The 19,586-nt window shown below is 73.5% G+C and carries 16 protein-coding genes and 1 CRISPR repeat array; of the genes, 7 read left to right on the forward strand and 9 right to left on the reverse strand.

Translation table 11 applies throughout. The features are described 5' to 3' along the window. The first annotated feature begins 106 nt into the window (after positions 1-106). On the forward strand, positions 107-2,035 hold the full coding sequence (gene dxs / locus IE225_RS13850) for a 1-deoxy-D-xylulose-5-phosphate synthase (RefSeq protein ID WP_190057822.1): 1,929 nt from the start codon (positions 107-109) through the stop codon (positions 2,033-2,035). Between the two features lie 150 nt (positions 2,036-2,185). Next, on the forward strand, positions 2,186-3,715 hold the full coding sequence (locus IE225_RS13855) for an amino acid permease (RefSeq protein ID WP_229879519.1): 1,530 nt from the start codon (positions 2,186-2,188) through the stop codon (positions 3,713-3,715). 119 nt (positions 3,716-3,834) lie between these two features. On the opposite strand, the gene IE225_RS13860 is transcribed toward IE225_RS13855, so the two are convergent. Then, on the reverse strand, positions 3,835-4,281 hold the full coding sequence (locus IE225_RS13860) for a PIN domain-containing protein (RefSeq protein ID WP_190057775.1): 447 nt from the start codon (positions 4,279-4,281) through the stop codon (positions 3,835-3,837). Between the two features lie 105 nt (positions 4,282-4,386). Here IE225_RS13860 and IE225_RS13865 point away from each other — a divergent pair, with 105 nt between their 5' ends. Further along, positions 4,387-5,403 (forward strand): PLL family lectin, encoded by a 1,017-nt coding sequence (locus IE225_RS13865; protein ID WP_190057776.1) that lies wholly within the window; start codon positions 4,387-4,389, stop codon positions 5,401-5,403. A gap of 24 nt (positions 5,404-5,427) precedes the next feature. Here the strand turns inward: IE225_RS13865 and IE225_RS13870 are convergent, their stop codons facing one another. The 3 genes from IE225_RS13870 to IE225_RS13880 all read right to left on the reverse strand — a co-directional run bounded on the left by IE225_RS13870 (position 5,428) and on the right by IE225_RS13880 (position 9,458). Beyond that, positions 5,428-5,820, reverse strand: coding sequence for a DUF1330 domain-containing protein (locus IE225_RS13870; RefSeq protein ID WP_229879521.1), 393 nt, complete (start codon positions 5,818-5,820; stop codon positions 5,428-5,430). Positions 5,821-6,117: 297 nt separating this feature from the next. Beyond that, entirely contained in the window at positions 6,118-8,247 is a 2,130-nt protein-coding gene (locus tag IE225_RS13875) for a 3-hydroxyacyl-CoA dehydrogenase NAD-binding domain-containing protein (RefSeq protein ID WP_190057777.1), read from the reverse strand. Then, a complete protein-coding gene (locus tag IE225_RS13880; protein ID WP_190057778.1) occupies positions 8,244-9,458 on the reverse strand; it encodes a thiolase family protein in 1,215 nt (404 codons plus the stop codon). The genes IE225_RS13875 and IE225_RS13880 overlap by 4 nt, the downstream gene beginning before the upstream one ends. A gap of 233 nt (positions 9,459-9,691) precedes the next feature. Here IE225_RS13880 and IE225_RS13885 point away from each other — a divergent pair, with 233 nt between their 5' ends. Then, complete coding sequence (locus IE225_RS13885; protein ID WP_229879522.1) at positions 9,692-10,294, forward strand: gamma carbonic anhydrase family protein; 603 nt, start codon at positions 9,692-9,694, stop codon at positions 10,292-10,294. A 319-nt stretch (positions 10,295-10,613) separates the two neighbouring features. Here IE225_RS13885 and IE225_RS13890 read toward each other — a convergent pair whose 3' ends face one another. From IE225_RS13890 to IE225_RS13900, 3 genes are all read right to left on the reverse strand, one after another. Then, positions 10,614-11,918 carry a ribonuclease D gene (locus IE225_RS13890; RefSeq protein ID WP_190057779.1) on the reverse strand — a complete coding sequence of 435 codons (1,305 nt, stop codon included), beginning with the start codon at positions 11,916-11,918 and terminating at the stop codon, positions 10,614-10,616. A 361-nt stretch (positions 11,919-12,279) separates the two neighbouring features. Beyond that, on the reverse strand, positions 12,280-12,942 hold the full coding sequence (locus tag IE225_RS13895) for a response regulator transcription factor (protein WP_190057780.1): 663 nt from the start codon (positions 12,940-12,942) through the stop codon (positions 12,280-12,282). A gap of 376 nt (positions 12,943-13,318) precedes the next feature. Beyond that, positions 13,319-13,996: a DUF3000 domain-containing protein gene (locus IE225_RS13900; protein WP_190057781.1), complete on the reverse strand. Its 678-nt coding sequence runs from the start codon at positions 13,994-13,996 to the stop codon at positions 13,319-13,321. Between the two features lie 481 nt (positions 13,997-14,477). Between IE225_RS13900 and hemE the strand changes: the two genes are divergently transcribed. The 3 genes from hemE (at position 14,478) to IE225_RS33125 (ending at position 16,815) form a co-directional block, all read left to right on the forward strand. Then, complete coding sequence (hemE, locus tag IE225_RS13905) at positions 14,478-15,545, forward strand: uroporphyrinogen decarboxylase (protein WP_190057782.1); 1,068 nt, start codon at positions 14,478-14,480, stop codon at positions 15,543-15,545. Positions 15,546-15,991: 446 nt separating this feature from the next. Beyond that, positions 15,992-16,255 (forward strand): HU family DNA-binding protein, encoded by a 264-nt coding sequence (locus IE225_RS13910; protein WP_190057783.1) that lies wholly within the window; start codon positions 15,992-15,994, stop codon positions 16,253-16,255. Between the two features lie 320 nt (positions 16,256-16,575). Further along, complete coding sequence (locus IE225_RS33125) at positions 16,576-16,815, forward strand: hypothetical protein (protein WP_229879523.1); 240 nt, start codon at positions 16,576-16,578, stop codon at positions 16,813-16,815. 135 nt (positions 16,816-16,950) lie between these two features. On the opposite strand, the gene IE225_RS13915 is transcribed toward IE225_RS33125, so the two are convergent. Further along, on the reverse strand, positions 16,951-17,238 hold the full coding sequence (locus tag IE225_RS13915; RefSeq protein ID WP_229879524.1) for a hypothetical protein: 288 nt from the start codon (positions 17,236-17,238) through the stop codon (positions 16,951-16,953). A 198-nt stretch (positions 17,239-17,436) separates the two neighbouring features. Continuing rightward, entirely contained in the window at positions 17,437-18,042 is a 606-nt protein-coding gene (locus IE225_RS13920) for a hypothetical protein (RefSeq protein ID WP_229879529.1), read from the reverse strand. Between the two features lie 511 nt (positions 18,043-18,553). After that, a CRISPR array of direct repeats spans positions 18,554-19,558; the repeat unit is 29 nt; unit sequence CGGAACACCCCCGCGTCGGCGGGGAGGAC. The last annotated feature ends 28 nt before the right edge of the window (positions 19,559-19,586 follow it).

Below are 19,586 nucleotides of genomic sequence, written 5' to 3' on the forward strand. Positions count from 1 at the left end.
CGGGGTGACGTACGACGCACCGCCCGCACGCGGCCCGCACGAGCGGAACATTAGACTCGACAGGCCCGGCGAACGCTCGACACAGCTCTACTGCAAGGAGGCACGGGTGCCGCTGCTGACCCGTATCAGGGGACCGCGCGATCTGGATGGACTCACCCCGGAGCAGCTGGACGAGCTGGCGGAGGAGATCCGGACCTTCCTCGTCGACGCCGTCTCCAAGACCGGCGGACACCTCGGCCCGAACCTCGGCGTGGTCGAGCTGACCATCGCCCTGCACCGCGTCTTCGACTCCCCCAAGGACAAGGTGCTGTGGGACACCGGCCACCAGGCCTACGTCCACAAGCTGCTCACCGGCCGCCAGGACTTCTCCAAGTTGCGCGCCAAGGGCGGCCTGTCGGGCTACCCCTCGCGCGCCGAGTCCGAGCACGACGTCATCGAGAACAGCCACGCCTCCACCGTCCTGGGCTGGGCCGACGGCATCGCCAAGGCCAACCAGCTCCTCAAGCGCGACAGCCACGTCGTCGCGGTGATCGGCGACGGTGCCCTGACCGGCGGCATGGCCTGGGAGGCGCTGAACAACATCGCCGACGCCAAGGACCGCCCCCTGGTCATCGTCGTCAACGACAACGAGCGCTCCTACGCCCCCACCATCGGCGGCCTCGCCAACCACCTGGCGACGCTGCGCACCACCGACGGCTACGAGCGTTTCCTGGCCCGCACCAAGGAGATGCTGGAGCGCACCCCGGTCGTGGGCAAGCCGCTCTACGACACCCTGCACGGCGCCAAGAAGGGCCTGAAGGACTTCATCGCCCCGCAGGGCATGTTCGAGGACCTGGGCCTGAAGTACGTCGGCCCCATCGACGGCCACGACATCCAGGCCCTGGAGTCGGCGCTGGCCCGCGCCAAGCGGTTCAACGGCCCGGTCATCGTGCACTGCCTCACCGAGAAGGGCCGCGGCTACAAGCCCGCCGAGCAGGACGAGGCCGACCGCTTCCACGGCATCGGCCCCATCCACCCCGACACCGGCCTGCCCATCAAGGCCGCCGCGCAGAGCTGGACTTCCGTCTTCGGCGACGAGATGGTCAAACTGGGCCACGAGCGCGAGGACATCGTCGCCATCACCGCCGCGATGCTCCAGCCGGTCGGCCTGAAGAAGTTCGCCGAGGTCTTCCCCGACCGGATCTACGACGTCGGCATCGCCGAGCAGCACGCCGCCGTCTCCGCGGCCGGCCTGGCCACCGGCGGCCTGCACCCGGTCTTCGCCGTCTACGCCACCTTCCTCAACCGCGCCTTCGACCAGGTCCTCATGGACGTCGCCCTGCACAAGTGCGGGGTGACGTTCGTGCTGGACCGGGCCGGCGTCACCGGCGACGACGGCGCCTCCCACAACGGCATGTGGGACATGTCGATGCTGCAGATCGTGCCCGGCCTGCGGCTGGCCGCCCCGCGCGACGCCGACCAGCTGCGCGCCCAGCTCCGCGAGGCCGTCGCCGTCGAGGACGCGCCGACCGTGGTGCGCTACTCCAAGGGCGTCGTCGGCCCCGCCGTACCCGCCGTGGGCCGCGTCGGCGGCATGGACGTGCTGCGCGAGCCCGGCACCGACCGCCCGGACGTCCTCCTCGTCTCCGTCGGCGCGCTCGCCCCGATGTGCCTGGAGGTCGCCGAACTGCTGCAGAAGCAGGGCATCTCCACCACCGTCGTCGACCCGCGCTGGGTCAAGCCCGTCGACGAGGCCATGGCCCCGCTGGCCGAGCGGCACCGGGTGGTCGTCACCGTCGAGGACAACTCCCGCGTCGGCGGTGTCGGCTCCGCGATCGCGCAGGCCCTGCGGGACGCCGGGGTGGACGTGCCGCTGCGCGACTTCGGCATCCCGCCGCGCTTCCTCGACCACGCCTCCCGCGCCGAGGTCCTCGCCGAGATCGGCCTGACCGCGCCGGACATCGCCCGCCAGGTCACCGGCCTGGTCGCCCGGATCGACGGGCGCTACGAGCGCACCGCCTCCGACGTCGACTCGGTGGAGGCCGCCCGCGACTGAAGGCGGCGCGCCGCTCACCGGAAAGGGCCGCATCCACCGCGGTCACAAGTGGTGGATGCGGCCCTTTCGCGTGAAACTGCCCACGCCGGGGCATACGCACTACGCCCCCTCCCGATCATGTCGAGGACGCCCAGCGTGGGAGGTACGCCCGTGAGCAGCAGCAGCCTCTTCCGGACCAAGAGGGTCGAGCAGTCGATCCGCGACACGGAGGAGCCGGAGCACGCGCTGAAGAAGTCGCTGTCGGCGCTCGACCTGACGGTCTTCGGCGTCGGCGTCATCATCGGCACCGGCATCTTCGTGCTGACCGGCCAGGTCGCCAAGAACAACGCCGGTCCGGCGGTGTCCCTGGCCTTCGTCGTGGCGGGCGTGGCCTGCGCGCTGGCCGCCCTGTGCTACGCGGAGTTCGCCTCCACCGTGCCGGTGGCGGGCTCCGCGTACACCTTCTCGTACGCCTCCCTGGGCGAGCTGCCCGCCTGGATCATCGGCTGGGACCTGGTCCTGGAGTTCGCGCTGGGCACGGCGGTGGTGGCGGTCGGCTGGTCCGGCTACATCCGCTCCCTGCTGGACAACGCCGGCTGGCACCTGCCCGACTACCTGTCCGGGCGGGAGGGGACCCCCGGCTTCGGCTTCGACATCCTCGCCGCCGCGCTGGTCCTGGTCCTCACCGGCATCCTCGTCCTCGGCATGAAGCTGTCCGCGCGCGTCACCTCCCTGGTCGTCGCGATCAAGGTGACCGTCGTCCTCGTCGTGATCGTCGCGGGCGCGTTCTTCATCAAGGGCGCCAACTACCACCCGTTCATCCCGAAGTCCAAGCCGGTCGAGGCGGGCGCCGGCCTGACCTCGCCGCTCGTCCAGCTCATGTTCGGCTGGGCGCCCTCGAACTTCGGCGTCATGGGCATCTTCACCGCGGCCTCCGTCGTCTTCTTCGCCTTCATCGGCTTCGACATCGTCGCCACCGCCGCCGAGGAGACCCGCAACCCGCAGCGCGACATGCCCCGCGGCATCCTCGGCTCGCTGTTCATCTGCACCGCGCTGTACGTCGCCGTGTCGATCGTCGTCACCGGCATGCAGCACTACTCGAAGCTGTCGGTCGACGCCCCGCTCGCCGACGCCTTCAAGGCCACCGGACACCCCTGGTTCGCGGGCTTCATCAGCTTCGGCGCCGCCGTCGGCCTGACCACCGTCTGCATGGTCCTGCTGCTCGGCCAGACCCGCGTGTTCTTCGCGATGAGCCGCGACGGGCTGCTGCCGCGCTTCTTCTCCCGCGTCCACCCGCGCTTCCGCACCCCGCACCGGCCGACCATCCTGCTCGGCGTCGTCATCGCCCTCGTCGCCGGCTTCACCAGCCTCAGCGAGCTGGCCGAGCTGGTGAACATCGGCACCCTGTTCGCCTTCGTCGTCGTCGCGATCAGCGTGATCATCCTCCGCCGCACCCGCCCCGACCTGCCCCGCTCCTTCCGCACCCCCTGGGTGCCGGTCGTCCCGATCCTGTCGGTGTGCGCCTCCCTCTGGCTCATGCTGAACCTGCCCGCCGAGACCTGGGTCCGCTTCGCGGTGTGGATGGTCATCGGCTTCGCCGTGTACTTCCTCTACGGCCGCTCCCACAGCCGCCTCGCCGCGTCCCGTCAGGCCGGGGAGGAGACGCTGCCGGGGCCGAGGGACGGGGGCACGGCGCGCTGAGGGCGACGCCGGCCGCCGCTTCCCCCGCGTCGGTGTCACCCGCTGTTCCCGCTCGCGTCGGCGTCACCTGTCGCTCCCGCTCGCGCCGGCGTCACCCGCTGCTCCCGCTCGCGTCGGCGTCACCCGTCGGCGTCGCGCCGCCGCGAGCCCCGTACCGTGCGCGGGCCGGCGACCTCGGCGCCCAGCGCCGTCACCCGGCGGCGCAGGGCGCGGTCGGCGGTGACGACCAGGCAGGGGCGGCCGGCGGCGCGCGCCCGCTCGACGAGCTCGACGACGCGGTCGTCCCCGCTGCCCGGCGCCGCCTCGACGCGCACGCCGGGCACCGACTCCACGCCGCGGGCACCGCCCTCCACGACGAGGACGAGCTCCACCGGTCCCGGACAGCCGGGCAGTCCCTCGGCCGCCAGATGGTCGCGCAGCCGCTCGGCGGCGCCCCTGCGGTCCCGCCACCACCCGTCGGGCACCGACCCGACGACGTTGGCGGCGTCCACGACGACCAGCAGGGGAACATCCCGGACCGGCGCGTCCGCGCCGCCGGTGCCCTCCCCGTCCCGCGAGCCGTTCATGCCGCCCAGGGTCGCACGTCCCGGGCGGCGGCGGGCGGCCGGGGCGATCCGGGACGATCCGAGGCGGTGGCGCGCAGGGGACGGGCGGACGCTTAGAGTGAACCGGTGAACGGCGACTGGCTGATATGCGGCCGAGACGGCCGGCTCAGTGTCTATCTGCCCTCCGGCGACGCCGTCCTGTGCCGGGCGGAGCGGTGGCCCGGCGGTCCCTGGGACGCGGCGCGCCGCGTGGGCGGCGAGCAGAGGCTGCACCCCGTCCTGGCGGTCGGTCAGGGCGCCGACCGCTACGCGCACTTGGTGTCCTGGCGGCCCACCAAGCCCGGCGAGTCCGGGCTCGTGCACTCCACCCACTTCCGGCCCCGGCTCGCGGCCCTGGACTGGAACCCCGTCGGGCATCCCAACAAGTCCGGCGACCGCACCGGAACCCCGGCGGTGGCCGTCGACGCCGAGGGGCGGGCCCACCTCTTCGTCCGCAACAAGGGCGGGGGACTGAGCATGCTCGGGCAGAAGGAGAAGGGCGGCTGGGGGCCCTGGCGGGACCTGAAGGGCCGGGACGTGCAGGAGGTGCCGGCCGCGGTGACGGGGGAGTCCGGGCGCGTGGAGGCGTACGCGGCGGTGCCGGACGGCATCCTGTACTGGCGGCAGGAGGAGCCGGGCGCCGTGCCGGTGCTGCAGGAGGCCGTCGAGGCGGCGGTGCGGCCGGGCACGCTGCGGGCCCTGGCCACCTCCGCCGGCAGCACCACCCTGTTCTTCGTCGACGACACGGGCGACCTGTGCGCCTGGCGCCCCGGCGACAAGCCGGTCCCGCTGCTCGCCGCGGCCGGGCACGGCCCCGTCGCGGCCGTGCGCTGCGCACTCGACGGGTACGACTGCACCCTGCTGGCCCAGCGCTCGGCGAGCGGCCGGGTCGCCTTCGCCGCCTACCCGACCGAGCAGGAGACGGCCGGCGCCTGGTGGACGGAGTCGGGCCCGCAGCTGCCCGCGGACGCCGGGGTGGCGCTGACCACGGACGCCGACGGGCGGGTGGTGGCCGCCGCCCTGTCCCCGTCCACCGGCCGGCTGTTCCTCACCCGCCGCAAGGCCGAGCCGGGTCTGGCCCTGGAGGCGTGGCGGGAGGTGTGACGCGTGGGGCGCGCCGCGGGCGTCTCAGCCGCCGGCCTGCGCGGCGCGCAGCGCGGCGGCCGTGGCGGCCGGGTCGTAGTCGGGGGCGACCCCGTCGACGAGCAGGACGTCGCCGTCCATGTGCCGGGTGCGCAGGGGCAGCAGCTCCTGGCAGGCGGGGGAGCCGTACCAGGAGCGGGCGTCGGCCAACGACGGGAAGGCGATGATGACCAGCGCCTTTGGCCACTCGCCCTCCCGCACCTCCCGCTCGGGCGCGCCGTGCACCAAGAAGCGCCCGCCGAAGGGGTCCAGGGGCGACTGGATCCGTTCCATGCAGGTCAGCACCTCCTCGTCGAGGTGCGCGGGCGGCCGCAGGTTGCCGAGGGCGTAGGCGGTCGTCGCCGCTCCTGTTCGCCGCGTCCGGTACGGCGCCGTCACACGTGCGGTATCACCCTGCCCGGAACGGCGGCGGAGGGCGACCGGTTAATCGGCCCCCGCCCGGGAGGCGGCGGAAGCGGCCCGGCCGGCGGCGTCCGAGGGGTGCGGCGCGCGGCCCGCCCGTCGGGTCGGCGGGAGCTGCTGCCGTGCGGGGCCGGTGCGGGGCGCTCCTGACGGCGGGGAACTCCGTGATCCGGTACCCGGCCGCCGGCCCGGGACCGGGCCCGGCCGGCGCACACGCCGGTGCCCGGCACACCGTCAGGAGTGTGCCGGGCACCGTACGTCCGCGCCGGGCGCCTACGCCGGGACGCTCGCCACGCCCTGCGGCAGGAACCGCTTGCCGTTGACGCGCTCGCTGACGCCCTCGCGGTCCAGGTACGGCGTGATGCCGCCCAGGTGGAAGGGCCAGCCGGCGCCGGTGATGAGGCACAGGTCGATGTCCTGCGGCTCGGCGACGACGCCTTCGGCGAGCATCAGGCCGATCTCCTCGGCGACCGCGTCCAGGACGCGGGCGCGCACCTGCTCCTCGGTCAGGACGGTGTCGCCCTGCTTCAGCAGCGCGGCGACCTCGGGGTCCAGCTCGGGCTTGCCGCTGTCGTAGACGTAGAAGCCGCGCTTGCCGGCCTCCACGACCGCCTTGAGGTTCGGGGAGACCTTGAAGCGGTCCGGGAACGCCCGGTGCAGGGTCTCGGAGACGTGCAGGCCGATCGCCGGGCCGACCAGCTCCAGCAGCACCAGCGGCGACATCGGCAGGCCGAGCGGCTCGACCGCCCGCTCCGCGACCTCGACCGGGGTGCCCTCGTCGATGACGTTCTGGATCTCGCCCATGAAGCGGGTCAGGATGCGGTTGACGACGAACGCCGGGGCGTCCTTGACCAGCACCGCGGTCTTCTTCAGCTTCTTGGCCACCGCGAAGGCGGTCGCCAGGGAGGCGTCGTCGGTCCGCTCGCCGCGCACGATCTCCAGCAGCGGCAGCACCGCGACCGGGTTGAAGAAGTGGAAGCCGACGACCCGTTCGGGGTGCTTCAGCTTCGACGCCATCTCCGACACCGACAGGGAGGAGGTGTTGGTGGCGAGGATCGCGTGCTCGGGCGCGACCGCCTCGACCTCCGCGAACACCTGCTGCTTGACGCCCATCTCCTCGAACACGGCCTCGATGACGAAGTCCGCGTCCGCGAAGCCCTCGGCCTTGTCCAGGACGCCGGTGACCAGCGCCTTGAGGCGGTTGGCCTGGTCCTGGTTGACGCGGCCCTTCAGCAGCAGCTTGTCGATCTCGTCATGGACGTACCGCACGCCCTTGTCGATGCGCTCCTGGTCGATGTCGGTCAGCACGACCGGCACCTGCAGGCGGCGCACGAACAGCAGCGCGAGCTGGCTGGCCATCAGGCCGGCGCCGACGACACCGACCTTGGTGACCGGGCGGGCCAGGTTCTTGTCGGGGGCGCCCGCCGGGCGCTTGCCGCGCTTCTGGACCAGGTTGAACGCGTAGATGCCGGAGCGCAGTTCGCCGCTCATGATGAGGTCGGCCAGCGCCTGGTCCTCGGCGTCGTAGCCCTGCTGCAGGTCGCCGTTCTTGGCGGCGGCGACGATGTCCAGGGCGCGGTAGGCGGCCGGGGCGGCGCCGTGCACCTTGGAGTCGGCGAAGGCGCGGCCGCGCTCGACGGCCTGGTCCCAGGCCTCGCCGCGGTCGATCACCGGGCGGTCGACCACGATCTCGCCCTTGAGGACGGCGGCCGTCCACACCAGCGACTGTTCCAGGAAGTCCGCGCCCTCGAACAGGGCGTCGGCGATGCCGAGTTCGTGGACCTGCTCGCCCTTGAGCTGCTTGTTCTGGTTGAGCGCGTTCTCGATGATGACCTTGACGGCCTTGTCGGCGCCGATCAGGTTCGGCAGCAGGGTGCAGCCGCCCCAGCCGGGCACCAGGCCGAGGAAGACCTCGGGCAGGGAGAAGGCGGGGACGGCCTTCGACACCGTGCGGTAGGTGCAGTGCAGGCCGACCTCGACGCCGCCGCCCATGGCCGCGCCGTTGTAGTAGGCGAACGTCGGCACGGCCAGCCTGGCCAGGCGCTTGAAGACGTCGTGGCCGCCCTTGCCGATGGCGAGCGCGTCCTCGCGGCGCTTGATGACCTCCACGCCCTTCAGGTCCGCGCCGACGGCGAAGATGAACGGCTTGCCGGTGATGCCGACGCCGACGATCTCGCCGTCCGCGGCCTCCTTCTCGACCTGGTCGATGGCGGCGTCGAGGTTGGCCAGCGACTGGGGGCCGAAGGTGGTCGGCTTGGTGTGGTCGTGGCCGTTGTCCAGCGTGATCAGCGCGAACCGGCCCGCACCCAGCGGCAGTTCGAAGTGGCGTACGTGCGCGCTGGTGACGACCTCGTCGGGGAAGAGCTCGGCGGCGCCCTTCAACAGCTCAGCGGTGGTGCTCACTTGCCCTCCCAGTGCGGGTTCTCCCAGATGACCGTCGCGCCCATGCCGAAGCCGACGCACATGGTGGTCAGGCCGTAGCGGACCTCGGGCTGGTCCTCGAACTGGCGGGCCAGCTGCGTCATCAGGCGGACGCCGGAGGAGGCCAGCGGGTGGCCGAACGCGATCGCGCCGCCGTACTGGTTGACGCGCGGGTCGTCGTCGGCGATGCCGTAGTGGTCGAGGAAGGCCAGGACCTGGACGGCGAACGCCTCGTTGATCTCGAACAGGCCGATGTCGGAGATGGACAGGCCGGCCTTGGCCAGGGCCTTCTCGGTCGCCGGGATGGGGCCGTAGCCCATCACCTCGGGCTCGACGCCCGCGAAGGCGTACGACACCAGGCGCATCTTGACCGGCAGGCCGTGCTCGCGGGCGAACTCCTCGGAGGCGATGACCGAGGCGGTGGCGCCGTCGTTCAGGCCCGCGGAGTTGCCGGCGGTGACCCGGCCGTGCACGCGGAACGGGGTCTTCAGGCCCTGCAGGCCCTCCAGCGTGGTGCCCGGGCGCATCGGCTCGTCGGCGGTGACCAGGCCCCAGCCGGTCTCGCCGCCCTCGGGGTTGGTGCGGCGCACCGAGACCGGCACCAGGTCGGCCTGGATCTTGCCGTTGGCGTACGCCTTGGCGGCCTTCTCCTGCGAGCGCACCGCGTACTCGTCCGCGCGCCGCTTGGTCAGGTGCGGGAAGCGGTCGTGCAGGTTCTCCGCGGTCATGCCCATGAACAGGGCGGACTCGTCGACCAGCTTCTCGGAGACGAACCGCGGGTTGGGGTCCACCCCCTCACCCATCGGGTGGCGGCCCATGTGCTCGACACCGCCCGCGATGGCCACGTCGTAGGCGCCGAAGGCGATGGAGCCGGAGACGGTGGTGACGGCCGTCATCGCACCCGCGCACATGCGGTCGATGGAGTAGCCCGGCACGGACTGCGGCAGACCGGCCAGGAGCGCGGCGGTACGGCCGATGGTCAGGCCCTGGTCGCCGATCTGCGTGGTCGCCGCGATGGCCACCTCGTCGACCTGCTTGGGGTCCAGACCGGGGTTGCGGCGCAGCAGCTCCCGGATGGCCTTCACGACGAGGTCGTCGGCGCGGGTCTCGTGGTAGACGCCCTTCGGGCCCGCCTTGCCGAACGGGGTGCGGACGCCGTCGACGAAGACGACGTCCCTGACGGTACGAGGCACGATGGCTCTCCTCCAGGGTGCGGGATGGCACTGCCGCGCTGCGCTGAGCGCGCGCTCAGGCCCATGCTACTCGTGAGTAATCTGACTGCCCAGTCCTGCCGACCGTAGCGGTGAACGTCACACCACCGGCTCCGGCACGCGGGACTGCGGCCCGACCCGCGCGGCGGGATGCTCGATCCCGCGGGATCGAGCGCACCGGAGGCGACCGGAGGCGACCGGAAGGACGGCGGAGGATGACGAGCGGCATGCTGATCGAACACCGCGGCGAGCGGCCGGTGGTCCCGGAGTCGGCCTACGTGGCGCCCAGTGCCGTGCTGTGCGGCCGGGTCGTCCTGGGCGAGCGCGCCCGCGTCCTGCACGGCGCGGTCCTGACCGCCGAGGACGGCGAGGTGCGCACCGGCGCGGACGTCGTCGTCATGGAGCACGCCCTGGTCCGCGGCAGGGACGGTCACCCGGCGGTGCTCGGCGACGCCGTCCTGGTCGGCCCGCACGCCCACGTCAACGGCGCGCGGGTGGAGGACGAGGTGTTCGTCGCCACCGGCGCCGCCCTCTTCCCCGGCTCCGTCGCCGGCACCGGGGCGGAACTGCGCGTGCACAGCGTCCTGCACGCCAACTCCGTGCTGGCGCCGGGCACGGTCGTCCCCATCGGCTGGATCGCGGCCGGCGACCCGGCGCGCCTGTTCCCGCCGGAGCGGCACGACGAGCTGTGGGAGGTGCAGCGGGAGCTGGACTTCCCGGGGACGGTGTACGGCGTGGCGCGCGGCACCCCGATGCGGGAGATCATGCGGCGGCAGGCCGAGTACTACGGCAGCCACCGCGCCGACCGGCTCCTCTGACCCCGCGCCGGCCGGCTCTCCGGGCTCGTGCTTTTTCGGGCCCTCGTGCTCTGCGGCCCTCGTGCTCTGCGGCCCTCGTGTTCTCCGGCCCTCGTGCTCTGCGGCCCCCGGTGCCGATCGGCTCCCCGGCCCGTGCCGGCCGGCTCTCCGACCCCCGTGCCGGCCGGCCCCCAGTCCTGCGCCCCCGCCCCGTGCGGCGGCGCCGTCGACCCCCGCGGGGTCAGGGCCGGGCCGGCCACCGCGTGCGAGCCCGGGCCCTCGCCGGTGAGCGCCGGCCCCGGACCGGGACCCGCTCTTGCGGCAGGTCTTGCGGCAGGCCCTACCCCTGCCCCTGCCCCCGCCCGGCCGCCGTCAGCGCCCCCACCAGCACCGGCGTCACCTGCTCCACCTGCCAGGGCCGGGCGCCGTGGGAGGCCAGGGCGGCGGCGACCGCGGCGGCGTCGGCGGGCCGGGGCGGCTCCCAGCAGACCCGGCGGACGATGTCCGGGGAGACCAGGTTCTCCTGGGGCATGCCGAGCTGCTCGGCGAGCGCGGTGACCGCGGCGCGCGCGGCGGACAGCCGGGCCGCCGCCGCCGGGTCCTTGTCGGCCCACGCCCGCGGCGGCGGGGGCCCGGTCACCGGCTGGCCGGAGGAGGGCAGCTGCGGGTCGGGCAGGGCGCGGGCGCGGTCGATCGCCGCCTGCCACTGCTCCAGCTGGCGCCGGCTCATACGGTGTCCGAAACCGTTCAGCGCCGCCAGGGCGCGCACGTCGGCCGGCAGGGCCAGGGCGGCCTCCACGATGGCCGTGTCCGAGAGCACCTTGCCCGGCGAGACGTCGCGGCGCCGGGCGATGCGGTCGCGGGTCTGCCACAGCTCGCGCACGACGGCGAGCTGGCGCCGGCGGCGGATCTTGTGCATGCCCGACGTGCGGCGCCAGGGGTCCTTGCGCGGCTCGGGCGGCGGCGCCGCGGCGATCGCGTCGAACTCCTGCCGGGCCCACTCCAGCTTGCCCTGCCGGTCCAGCTCCTTCTCCAGCGCGTCGCGCAGGTCGACGAGGAGCTCCACGTCGAGGGCGGCGTAGCGCAGCCAGGGCTCGGGCAGCGGGCGGGTGGACCAGTCGACGGCCGAGTGGCCCTTCTCCAGGACGTAGCCGAGGACGCTCTCGACCATCGCGCCGAGCCCGACGCGCGGGAACCCGGCGAGCCGTCCGGCCAGCTCGGTGTCGAACAGCCGGGTCGGGATCATGCCTATCTCGCGCAGGCACGGCAGGTCCTGGGTGGCGGCGTGCAGCACCCACTCGGTGCCGGCGAGCGCGTCGCCGAGCGCCGACAGGTCGGGGCAGGCCACCGGGTCGATGAGCGCGGTGCCGGCGCCCTGGCGGCGTAGCTGCACCAGGTAGGCGCGCTGGCCGTAGCGGTAGCCGGAGGCACGCTCGGCGTCGACGGCGACGGGGCCGGTGCCGGCGGCGAAGGCGGCGACCGCCTCGGCGAGGGACGCCTCGTCGGCGATCACCGGCGGAATGCCCTCACGGGGCTCGAGCAACGGGATCGGCGCCCCGGTCGCAGAAGATCCGGCGTCGTCCGGAGGGGCGCCTCCGGTGGTTCCCAGTGAGCTGTCTGCTGCGGTCTCGTGGGCGTCGGTCACATGTCAAGGGTATCGGTGCACGGACAGCGCCCGCCGACGGAACGTTCCGTCGGCGGGCGCCGTGGGTCGGGAACCGGTCACCGCCGCAGCAGGGCCGGGGAACGGCGGGGCAGGGGAGCGGACGCGGGATCACGCGGGGTGCGGAACGCGACCGGGGAGGGCCGAGGGCCGGTCCCGGGCACGGCCGTGACCCGGGCGGTGACCGGGGCGATCCGGGCGGGCGCGGGGTCGGTGGACCCGTGGTCGGCGGGCCCTTGGACCGGTGGATCGACGGGGTCGGGGAATGCGGGGCGTCAGGGATTTCGCGGGGTCAGGGGTTCTGTGGGGTCAGGGGTTCCGCGGGATCAGCGGTTCCGTGGGGTCAGTGGATGATGCCGGTGCGCAGGGCCACGGCGACCATGCCGGCGCGGTCACCGGTGCCGAGCTTGCGGGCGATGCGGGCGAGGTGGCTCTTGACGGTGAGTGCGGACAGGCCCATGGACACGCCGATCGCCTTGTTCGACTGGCCCTCGGCGACCAGCCGCAGCACCTCCACCTCGCGGCCGGACAGCTCGCGGTAGCCGCCCGGGTGGCTCGGAGCACCCGGGGGGCGGCGGTGCAGGCGGGCGGCGGCCGCGCCGATGGGGGCGGCACCGGGCCGGGTGGGAAGCCCGATCGCGGTGCGGGTGCCGGTGACGACGTAGCCCTTGACGCCGCCGGCCAGGGCGTTGCGCACGGCGCCGATGTCGTCGGCGGCGGACAGGGCCAGGCCGTTGGGCCAGCCGGCGGCGCGGGTCTCGGACAGCAGGGTGAGTCCGGAGCCGTCGGGGAGGTGGACGTCGGCGACGCAGATGTCGCGCGGGTTGCCGATGCGGGGACGGGCCTCCGCGATGGACGACGCCTCGATGACGTCACGGACTCCGAGGGCCCACAAGTGACGGGTGACGCTGGAGCGGACGCGCGGGTCGGCCACGACCACCATGGCGGTCGGCTTGGTGGGGCGGTAGGCGACCAGGCTTGCGGGCTGCTCGAGGAGAACGGACACCAGGCCTCCTGGGGTGCGGGACGGGGCCGGCTTGTGGGGATGAAGCCGGGACGAACCGTGCTTTCAAGGTCACAGTCGTCTTCGGCAGCATCCGCGTCCGCCTTTAGGGGATGATCACGATCTAGTGAGTAACAATCTGCGCAATTCGGGCAAGTGGTCGATCGTCCGAAGATCGAATCGGTTCATGGGCCGTCCGTTCGGACGTCGTTCCCTGTCCGGCAATGTCGATACGGCGCTCAAAAGTGGTCGTGTCGACAAAGTGACCGTTCCTGGTCCGGGCGGGGAGGGGGGACGGCGGGCAAGGCGTGAGGGCAAGGCGTTCGGTGGGGCTCCGGCGGGGACTGCAGGGGGACTTCGGCGGGACTTCAGTAGGGCTTCAGCGGGACTGCGGGCCCCGGCGCTGCGGCAGCGTCACCACCGACGCGTCACCGGGCGAGGCCGGCGGCAGGCCCGCGACCTGCGCCAGCAGATCGCACCAGGAGGCCAGGTGCGCCGCGGTGTCCGGCACCCCGCCCAGGCTCTCCCGGGGCGTCCAGGAGGCGCGGATCTCGATCTGCGAGGTCGCCGGGCGCTGCGCGAGGCCGCCGAAGTAGTGCGAACTCGCGCGCGTGACGGTGCCGCTCGGCTCGCCGCACGCCAGGCCCCGCGCCTGCAGCGCCCCGGTCAGCCACGACCAGCACACCTCCGGCAGCAGCGGGTCGGCCGCCATCTCCGGCTCCAGCTCCGCCCGCACCAGCGTCACCAGCCGGAAGCAGCCCCGCCAGGCGTCGTGCCCGCCCGGGTCGTGCAGCAGCACCAGCCGACCGTCGGCGAGTTCCTGCCCGCCGTCGACGACCGTGGCCTCCAGCGCGTACGCGAACGGCGCGAGCCGCTGGGGCGGGCGCACCGGTTCGATCTCGATCTGCGGCCGCAGCCGCACGGCGCGCAGTGCGTCGACGGCGGCCCGGAAGGGCAGCGGAGCCGCCGCGTCCACCTGCGCGACATCCTCCTCGGTGCCCTTGGGGTCGTCCATTCCGCCAGCGCCGTCCGACAGTCGTCCCTGAGCCGCAGCCATGCCGGGAAGGGTAAGGGGAACCGGCTCCGCGCGCAGGGCAAGACACCCGCGCGTGGACCCCTCGCCGGGATCGCGCTGCGCGAACGGGAAAAGAGGGTGGGGCGGGTTTGCGGACCGGGGGTCCCGGGGCAGGGCGGGCGGCGGACGGCCCGGCGGTGCGGCCCGGCGGTGCGGCCCGGCGGTGCGGTCCGGCGGTGCGGTCCGGCGGTGCGGTCCGGCGGTGCGGTCCGGCGGTGCGGTCCGGCGGTGCGGTCCGGCGGTGCGGCTCGGCCGGTCGGGCGGCCCGGTGCGGGGCCGTTCCCGGGCCGCCCGGCAGCGCGCGTGTACCGGGGCGGGCGCCCTGGTCGCCCTCCGCCGTACGGGCCCCCGCGGCCCCCTCCCGCCCCCGGCCCGGGACCCCTCCCGCCCCCGGCCCCGAAACCCCTCTCGCCCCCGGCCCCGCGGGCCTTGGCCGTCCCCGGGGCGTGCGAGACTTGCCGTCGTGAGTGTCAAGCAGAGCCCGGCGGGCAAGCAGCGGACAGCGACGTACGAGTCGGCCTTCCTCAGAGCGTGCAGGCGCGAGCCCGTGCCGCACACGCCCGTGTGGTTCATGCGCCAGGCCGGGCGCTCCCTGCCGGAGTACCGCAAGGTGCGTGAGGGCATCCCGATGCTGGAGTCCTGCATGCGCCCCGAGCTGGTCAGCGAGATCACCCTGCAGCCGGTGCGCCGGCACGGCGTGGACGCGGCGATCTACTTCAGCGACATCGTCGTCCCGCTCAAGGCCATCGGCGTCGACCTCGACATCAAGCCCGGCGTCGGCCCGGTCGTCGAGCGCCCGATCCGCTCCCGCGCCGACCTGGCACAGCTGCGCGACCTCACCCCCGACGACGTGCCCTACGTCACCGAGGCGATCGGCCTGCTCACCGCCGAGCTCGGCGCCACGCCGCTGATCGGCTTCGCCGGCGCCCCGTTCACCCTCGCGAGCTACCTCGTGGAAGGCGGCCCGTCCCGCAACCACGAGCACACCAAGGCCCTCATGTACAGCGACCCGGAGCTGTGGGCCGACCTGCTCGACCGCCTCGCCGACATCACCGCCGCGTTTCTGAAGGTGCAGATCGAGGCCGGCGCGAGCGCCGTCCAGCTCTTCGACTCCTGGGTCGGCGCGCTGACCCCGGCCGACTACCGGCGCTCGGTGCTGCCCGCCTCCGCCAAGGTCTTCCGCGCGGTCGAGGACTACGGCGTCCCGCGCATCCACTTCGGTGTCGGCACCGGCGAGCTGCTCGGCCTGATGGGCGAGGCCGGCGCGGACGTCGTCGGCGTCGACTGGCGCGTCCCGCTCGACGAGGCCGCCCGCCGTGTCGGCCCCGGCAAGGCGCTGCAGGGCAACCTCGACCCGGCCGTGCTGTTCGCCTCCACCGAGGCCGTCGAGGCCAAGGCCCGGGAGGTCCTGGACGCGGCGGCGGGCCTGGAGGGCCACGTCTTCAACCTCGGCCACGGCGTCCTGCCCACCACCGACCCCGACGCCCTGACCCGGCTCGTGGAGTACGTCCACACGCACACCGCGCGCTGACCGCCCGCCCCGGCCCCCGGCCACGCCCGGCAGCGCGCACATCACGCCCGCGCCCCCGGCCACCGCACAGATCCGTGGCGGCCGGGGGCGCGGGCGTGTCCCGGTCCACTCGCCGGCGGCGGGACTGGACCTGCTCGCCGTCCGGCTGCACGACTTCCCCCGCGCCCTGCGCCTGCTGGACGACGCGGCAGCGGCCCTCGCCGCCCGCTCCGCCGCTCCCGTCCCCGGACCCCACCGGGAAGCATGACCGGCCCGCCGCTGGTTGCCGTTTGCCGTTTGCCGTTCACTGTCCGCCGTCCGCCTTACCGCCACCCGCACCGAGGCGCCGAGCCCGTGCCGCGAGAGCTCCTGGCGGGAAGCGATCCGGCTCGAAGTGCGCCGGGGCCGGACCGCGACGATCCTGGTGCCGGGGGTTCCTTCCGGCCGAACGGGAAGGGGTACGGCCCATGAACAAGGCACAGTTGATCGAGACGACCTCCGCCGACGTGAGCACGCACGGCGAGGGACGGCAGCTCTCGCCCCAGGACATCGAGCGGGTGTTCGACGCCGTCTTCGGCACCGTGGAACACCCCGGCACGCTCGCCCAGGCGCTCCGCAGCGGCCAGACCGTGACCCTGGGCAGCTTCGGCAGCTTCCAGGGCGACGGCGGCACGGCCTCCTTCCGCCCGGGCAAGGCCCTCACCGAGTTCCTGCAGGGCAGAACGCGGTGATCCCGCGGATCCGGGAAACCGTTGCGGCCGCACGGTTCCCGGATCTGACGGGTGCGATGCGGGCCGCCGCGGAGGTGACTCGGGCACGACGTCCGGCCGCACGCGGACCGGAGCGGAGCGGAGCGCCAAGCGGTGTTGCGGGAAATTACAGCCCAGGAGCCCAGGGGGCTCCCGGTTGTTCCCGTGGTCCGCTCCGGCCCCCTCCCGCATCCGACTGTTCAACCGCGGCGCCCTGATGGTGATCATCCCGGCACCTGGCAGGCCACGGAGTGCGAGGCGGGGTGGGGCAGTTGGGCCGTCCTGCGCCGCACCCGCCGACCTTGAGCAGTCTCGCGGCCTTCTGCCGGGTCCGGCGCCGCGAGGCGGTGTTGCCGCGGCAGGAAATCAACGAGGCCCGCGCCGCCCTCGAAGCCCTGCCGGGACACCGTCGCACCGCGGGCCCGCAGCCGTACCGGATGCCGGGCGTGATCAAGCGGACAGACCTGTTCACCACCCTCCGTGAGGCACTGCCTGCCACAGCGCCCAGCACACTTGCACCTACAACGACGCCGGCGAACTGACCGTCTACGACTCCGCCACCGGCTTCACCTACGCCGCCATCGGCGTCACCGGGCAAAGCGCCTCCGGCACCGCCCGGGCATGCGAAGGCCCGGCCGGGGAACGGAACGAGCCGGGCCAGTCTGTGTGCTGCGTGGTCAGACCTTGCAGAAGCCGAGGCCCTTCAGCGCCTGGTTGATCTGCTTGCCCTGCGCTTCGCTGGTCGTGACGTCCTTGTACGTGAAGCGCTGCGCCGCCAGCCAATCGAGGCGCTGCGCACCGCCGTTGACCGCCGAGCACTGGTTGCGGGCGGCGTCGACGGCCTTGTTCTCGTACTTCACGATGTCCGGGTTGGCGGCGGCGAGGGCCCGCAGGAGCTCGGCGCGCTTGGCGACGGTCGGCTCGGGCGGGATGCCTGTGGCCTTCTCCGCGGCGCCGATGTCCACGCCGGGCGTCGCGGTGGGCTTGTGACTGGGCTTGTGGCTGGGCTTGGTGCCCTTGGCGCCGTCGTCGCTGCTGCTGGAGCAGGCGGTGAGGGCGAGGGCGGCGGCGGTGAGAGTGCCGCGGTGGTGGTGCGGGTGTTCATGGTCCTCCAGGGCCTGGGTGCGTGCGAATCGTGCGCGCGGGTGCGGGTGACGGGCTGTTCAGTCCCAACCGCCGAGGAGGCCGGCGCTGAGCTGGGCGTCGCAGATGTTGTAACCGCCTGAGGCATGGCCGGTCTTGGTGTGGTCGCCGATGGTGACCGAGCACTGGATGTCACCGGAGCCCTGCAGCTGCGCCGACACCGTGTAGAACATGGCCTTCTTGTTCAGGGGCAGGGTGGCCTCGAAGCGGCCGTTCTTCCAGGTGCCCTTGCGGGTGTCGCTGTCGGAGCCGTAGGTGATGTCAAGCGGGCCGAGGGCGCCGTCGGGGGCCTTGCCCCACACCTTGAACACGACGGTCTTGGCGCTGTTCTTGGTGCTGCCGCTGTTGGCGCCGTCGTCCTTCTTGGCGCCGCCGGTGCTGCCCGCGGTGGCCTTGTCGGGCTTGGAGGAGCTGCTGTTGCCGGAGCCGCCGCCGCTGCCGGCGAGGGCGGCGACCATGACGATGACGACGAACAGGCCGATGATGCCGAGGCAGCCGAAGCCGATGATTTTTCCGGCACTGCTCTTCTTCGGCGGCTGGGGCGGCTGGCCGTAGGGCGGCTGAGGTGCTCCCCATCCGGGCTGCTGCGGCTGTTGCGGGTACTGCTGGTTCATGTGGTCCCCCAAGGATGCATGGTGTGCGTGTATCTGACACGTGTATCTGATGTGTGGTTGCCATAAAGAACTGGTTGTCACCCGATCGGGACCATGCGTCGAACAGGCGCGCGGGAAAGCAGCCGGACTGCTGCGTGACAGTGCCGTGCCGGCGGTGGGTGCCGGCGAGGTCGTAGATGATCAACCCGCCATCGGTGCGCACCACACGCACCCCTTCCTCAGTCCCTTCCCCACTGGCGTCGTCGTTGTCGTCGACGCGCTGACCTGCACCGATGACACCCGGAGAGAGACCGGCAGAGGCAGGGGAGGGGCCTCGTCCCAGCGCAGCCCGGCCGCCGACGAACGGCCCCGCATCCGCCCGTCCTTCACCTCCCAGCCCAGCCGGGCGGTCGCGGCGCGCATTGCGTCGGTGGTGGTGTTGAGGTTCTCAACGAGCGGGACGAGTTGGGCGTGGGGGCGCCGACGTTGCGGACCGCGGCAATCAGCGCGACGGAGGAGACCGGCAGCGGCCCGGCGGCCTCAACGGAACACCCCCGCGTCGGCGGGGAGGACGCCACCTCGGTCCGCCGGGACCTGGAGAACGGCGGAACACCCCCGCGTCGGCGGGGAGGACGGGTGGTTGCGTGGCGAGAGCGGCATCGGCACCGGAACACCCCCGCGTCGGCGGGGAGGACGACGGCGTTCGGGTCGGACTTGCGGAAGTGCGCGGAACACCCCCGCGTCGGCGGGGAGGACGCGGCCGTGGACCGCGGCCCGCACCCCCGGGTCGGAACACCCCCGCGTCGGCGGGGAGGACGTGTGCGATGGCGTCGCAGTAGTCGGCGCGGGCGGAACACCCCCGCGTCGGCGGGGAAGACATCATGAGCGAGACCCCGGTCATGCCCACCGACGGAACACCCCCGCGTCGGCGGGGAGGACGATGTTCGAGAGTGCGTGATCATCGAGTTACGCGGAACACCCCCGCGTCGGCGGGGAGGACGGCATGTCCAAGGGACTCACGCAGGCCGTCATTGGAACACCCCCGCGTCGGCGGGGAGGACTCCTCTCGACGCTGGTAGCGCACCGCCTCCTGCGGAACACCCCCGCGTCGGCGGGGAGGACGGGGCGCACCTACCTGGTGGACGCGGGCGTGGTGGAACACCCCCGCGTCGGCGGGGAGGACGCGGTGGGAAAGAGACCGGACGGAAGCAGGCGGGGAACACCCCCGCGTCGGCGGGGAGGACCCCGGTGAGCCGCGTATCAGACACCCCTGGGTCGGAACACCCCCGCGTCGGCGGGGAGGACGGCGTCGGCGGCGTCGGCGGCGTCGGCCGCCGCGGAACACCCCCGCGTCGGCGGGGAGGACACGTGAGCGACCACCGGCCCGAGCCCGCCGGTCGGAACACCCCCGCGTCGGCGGGGAGGACTGTCTCGGGGGGGTGGGCGAGCCGGGCGGCGGCGGAACACCCCCGCGTCGGCGGGGAGGACGGCCAGCCCTACTCCTACGTCCGCATCGACACCGGAACACCCCCGCGTCGGCGGGGAGGACGCTTTCTGACCTGCAGCTTAGCAACCGC

This window comes from Streptomyces echinoruber (genome assembly GCF_014651135.1).
In the GTDB taxonomy this organism is placed as follows: Bacteria; Actinomycetota; Actinomycetes; order Streptomycetales; family Streptomycetaceae; genus Streptomyces; species Streptomyces echinoruber.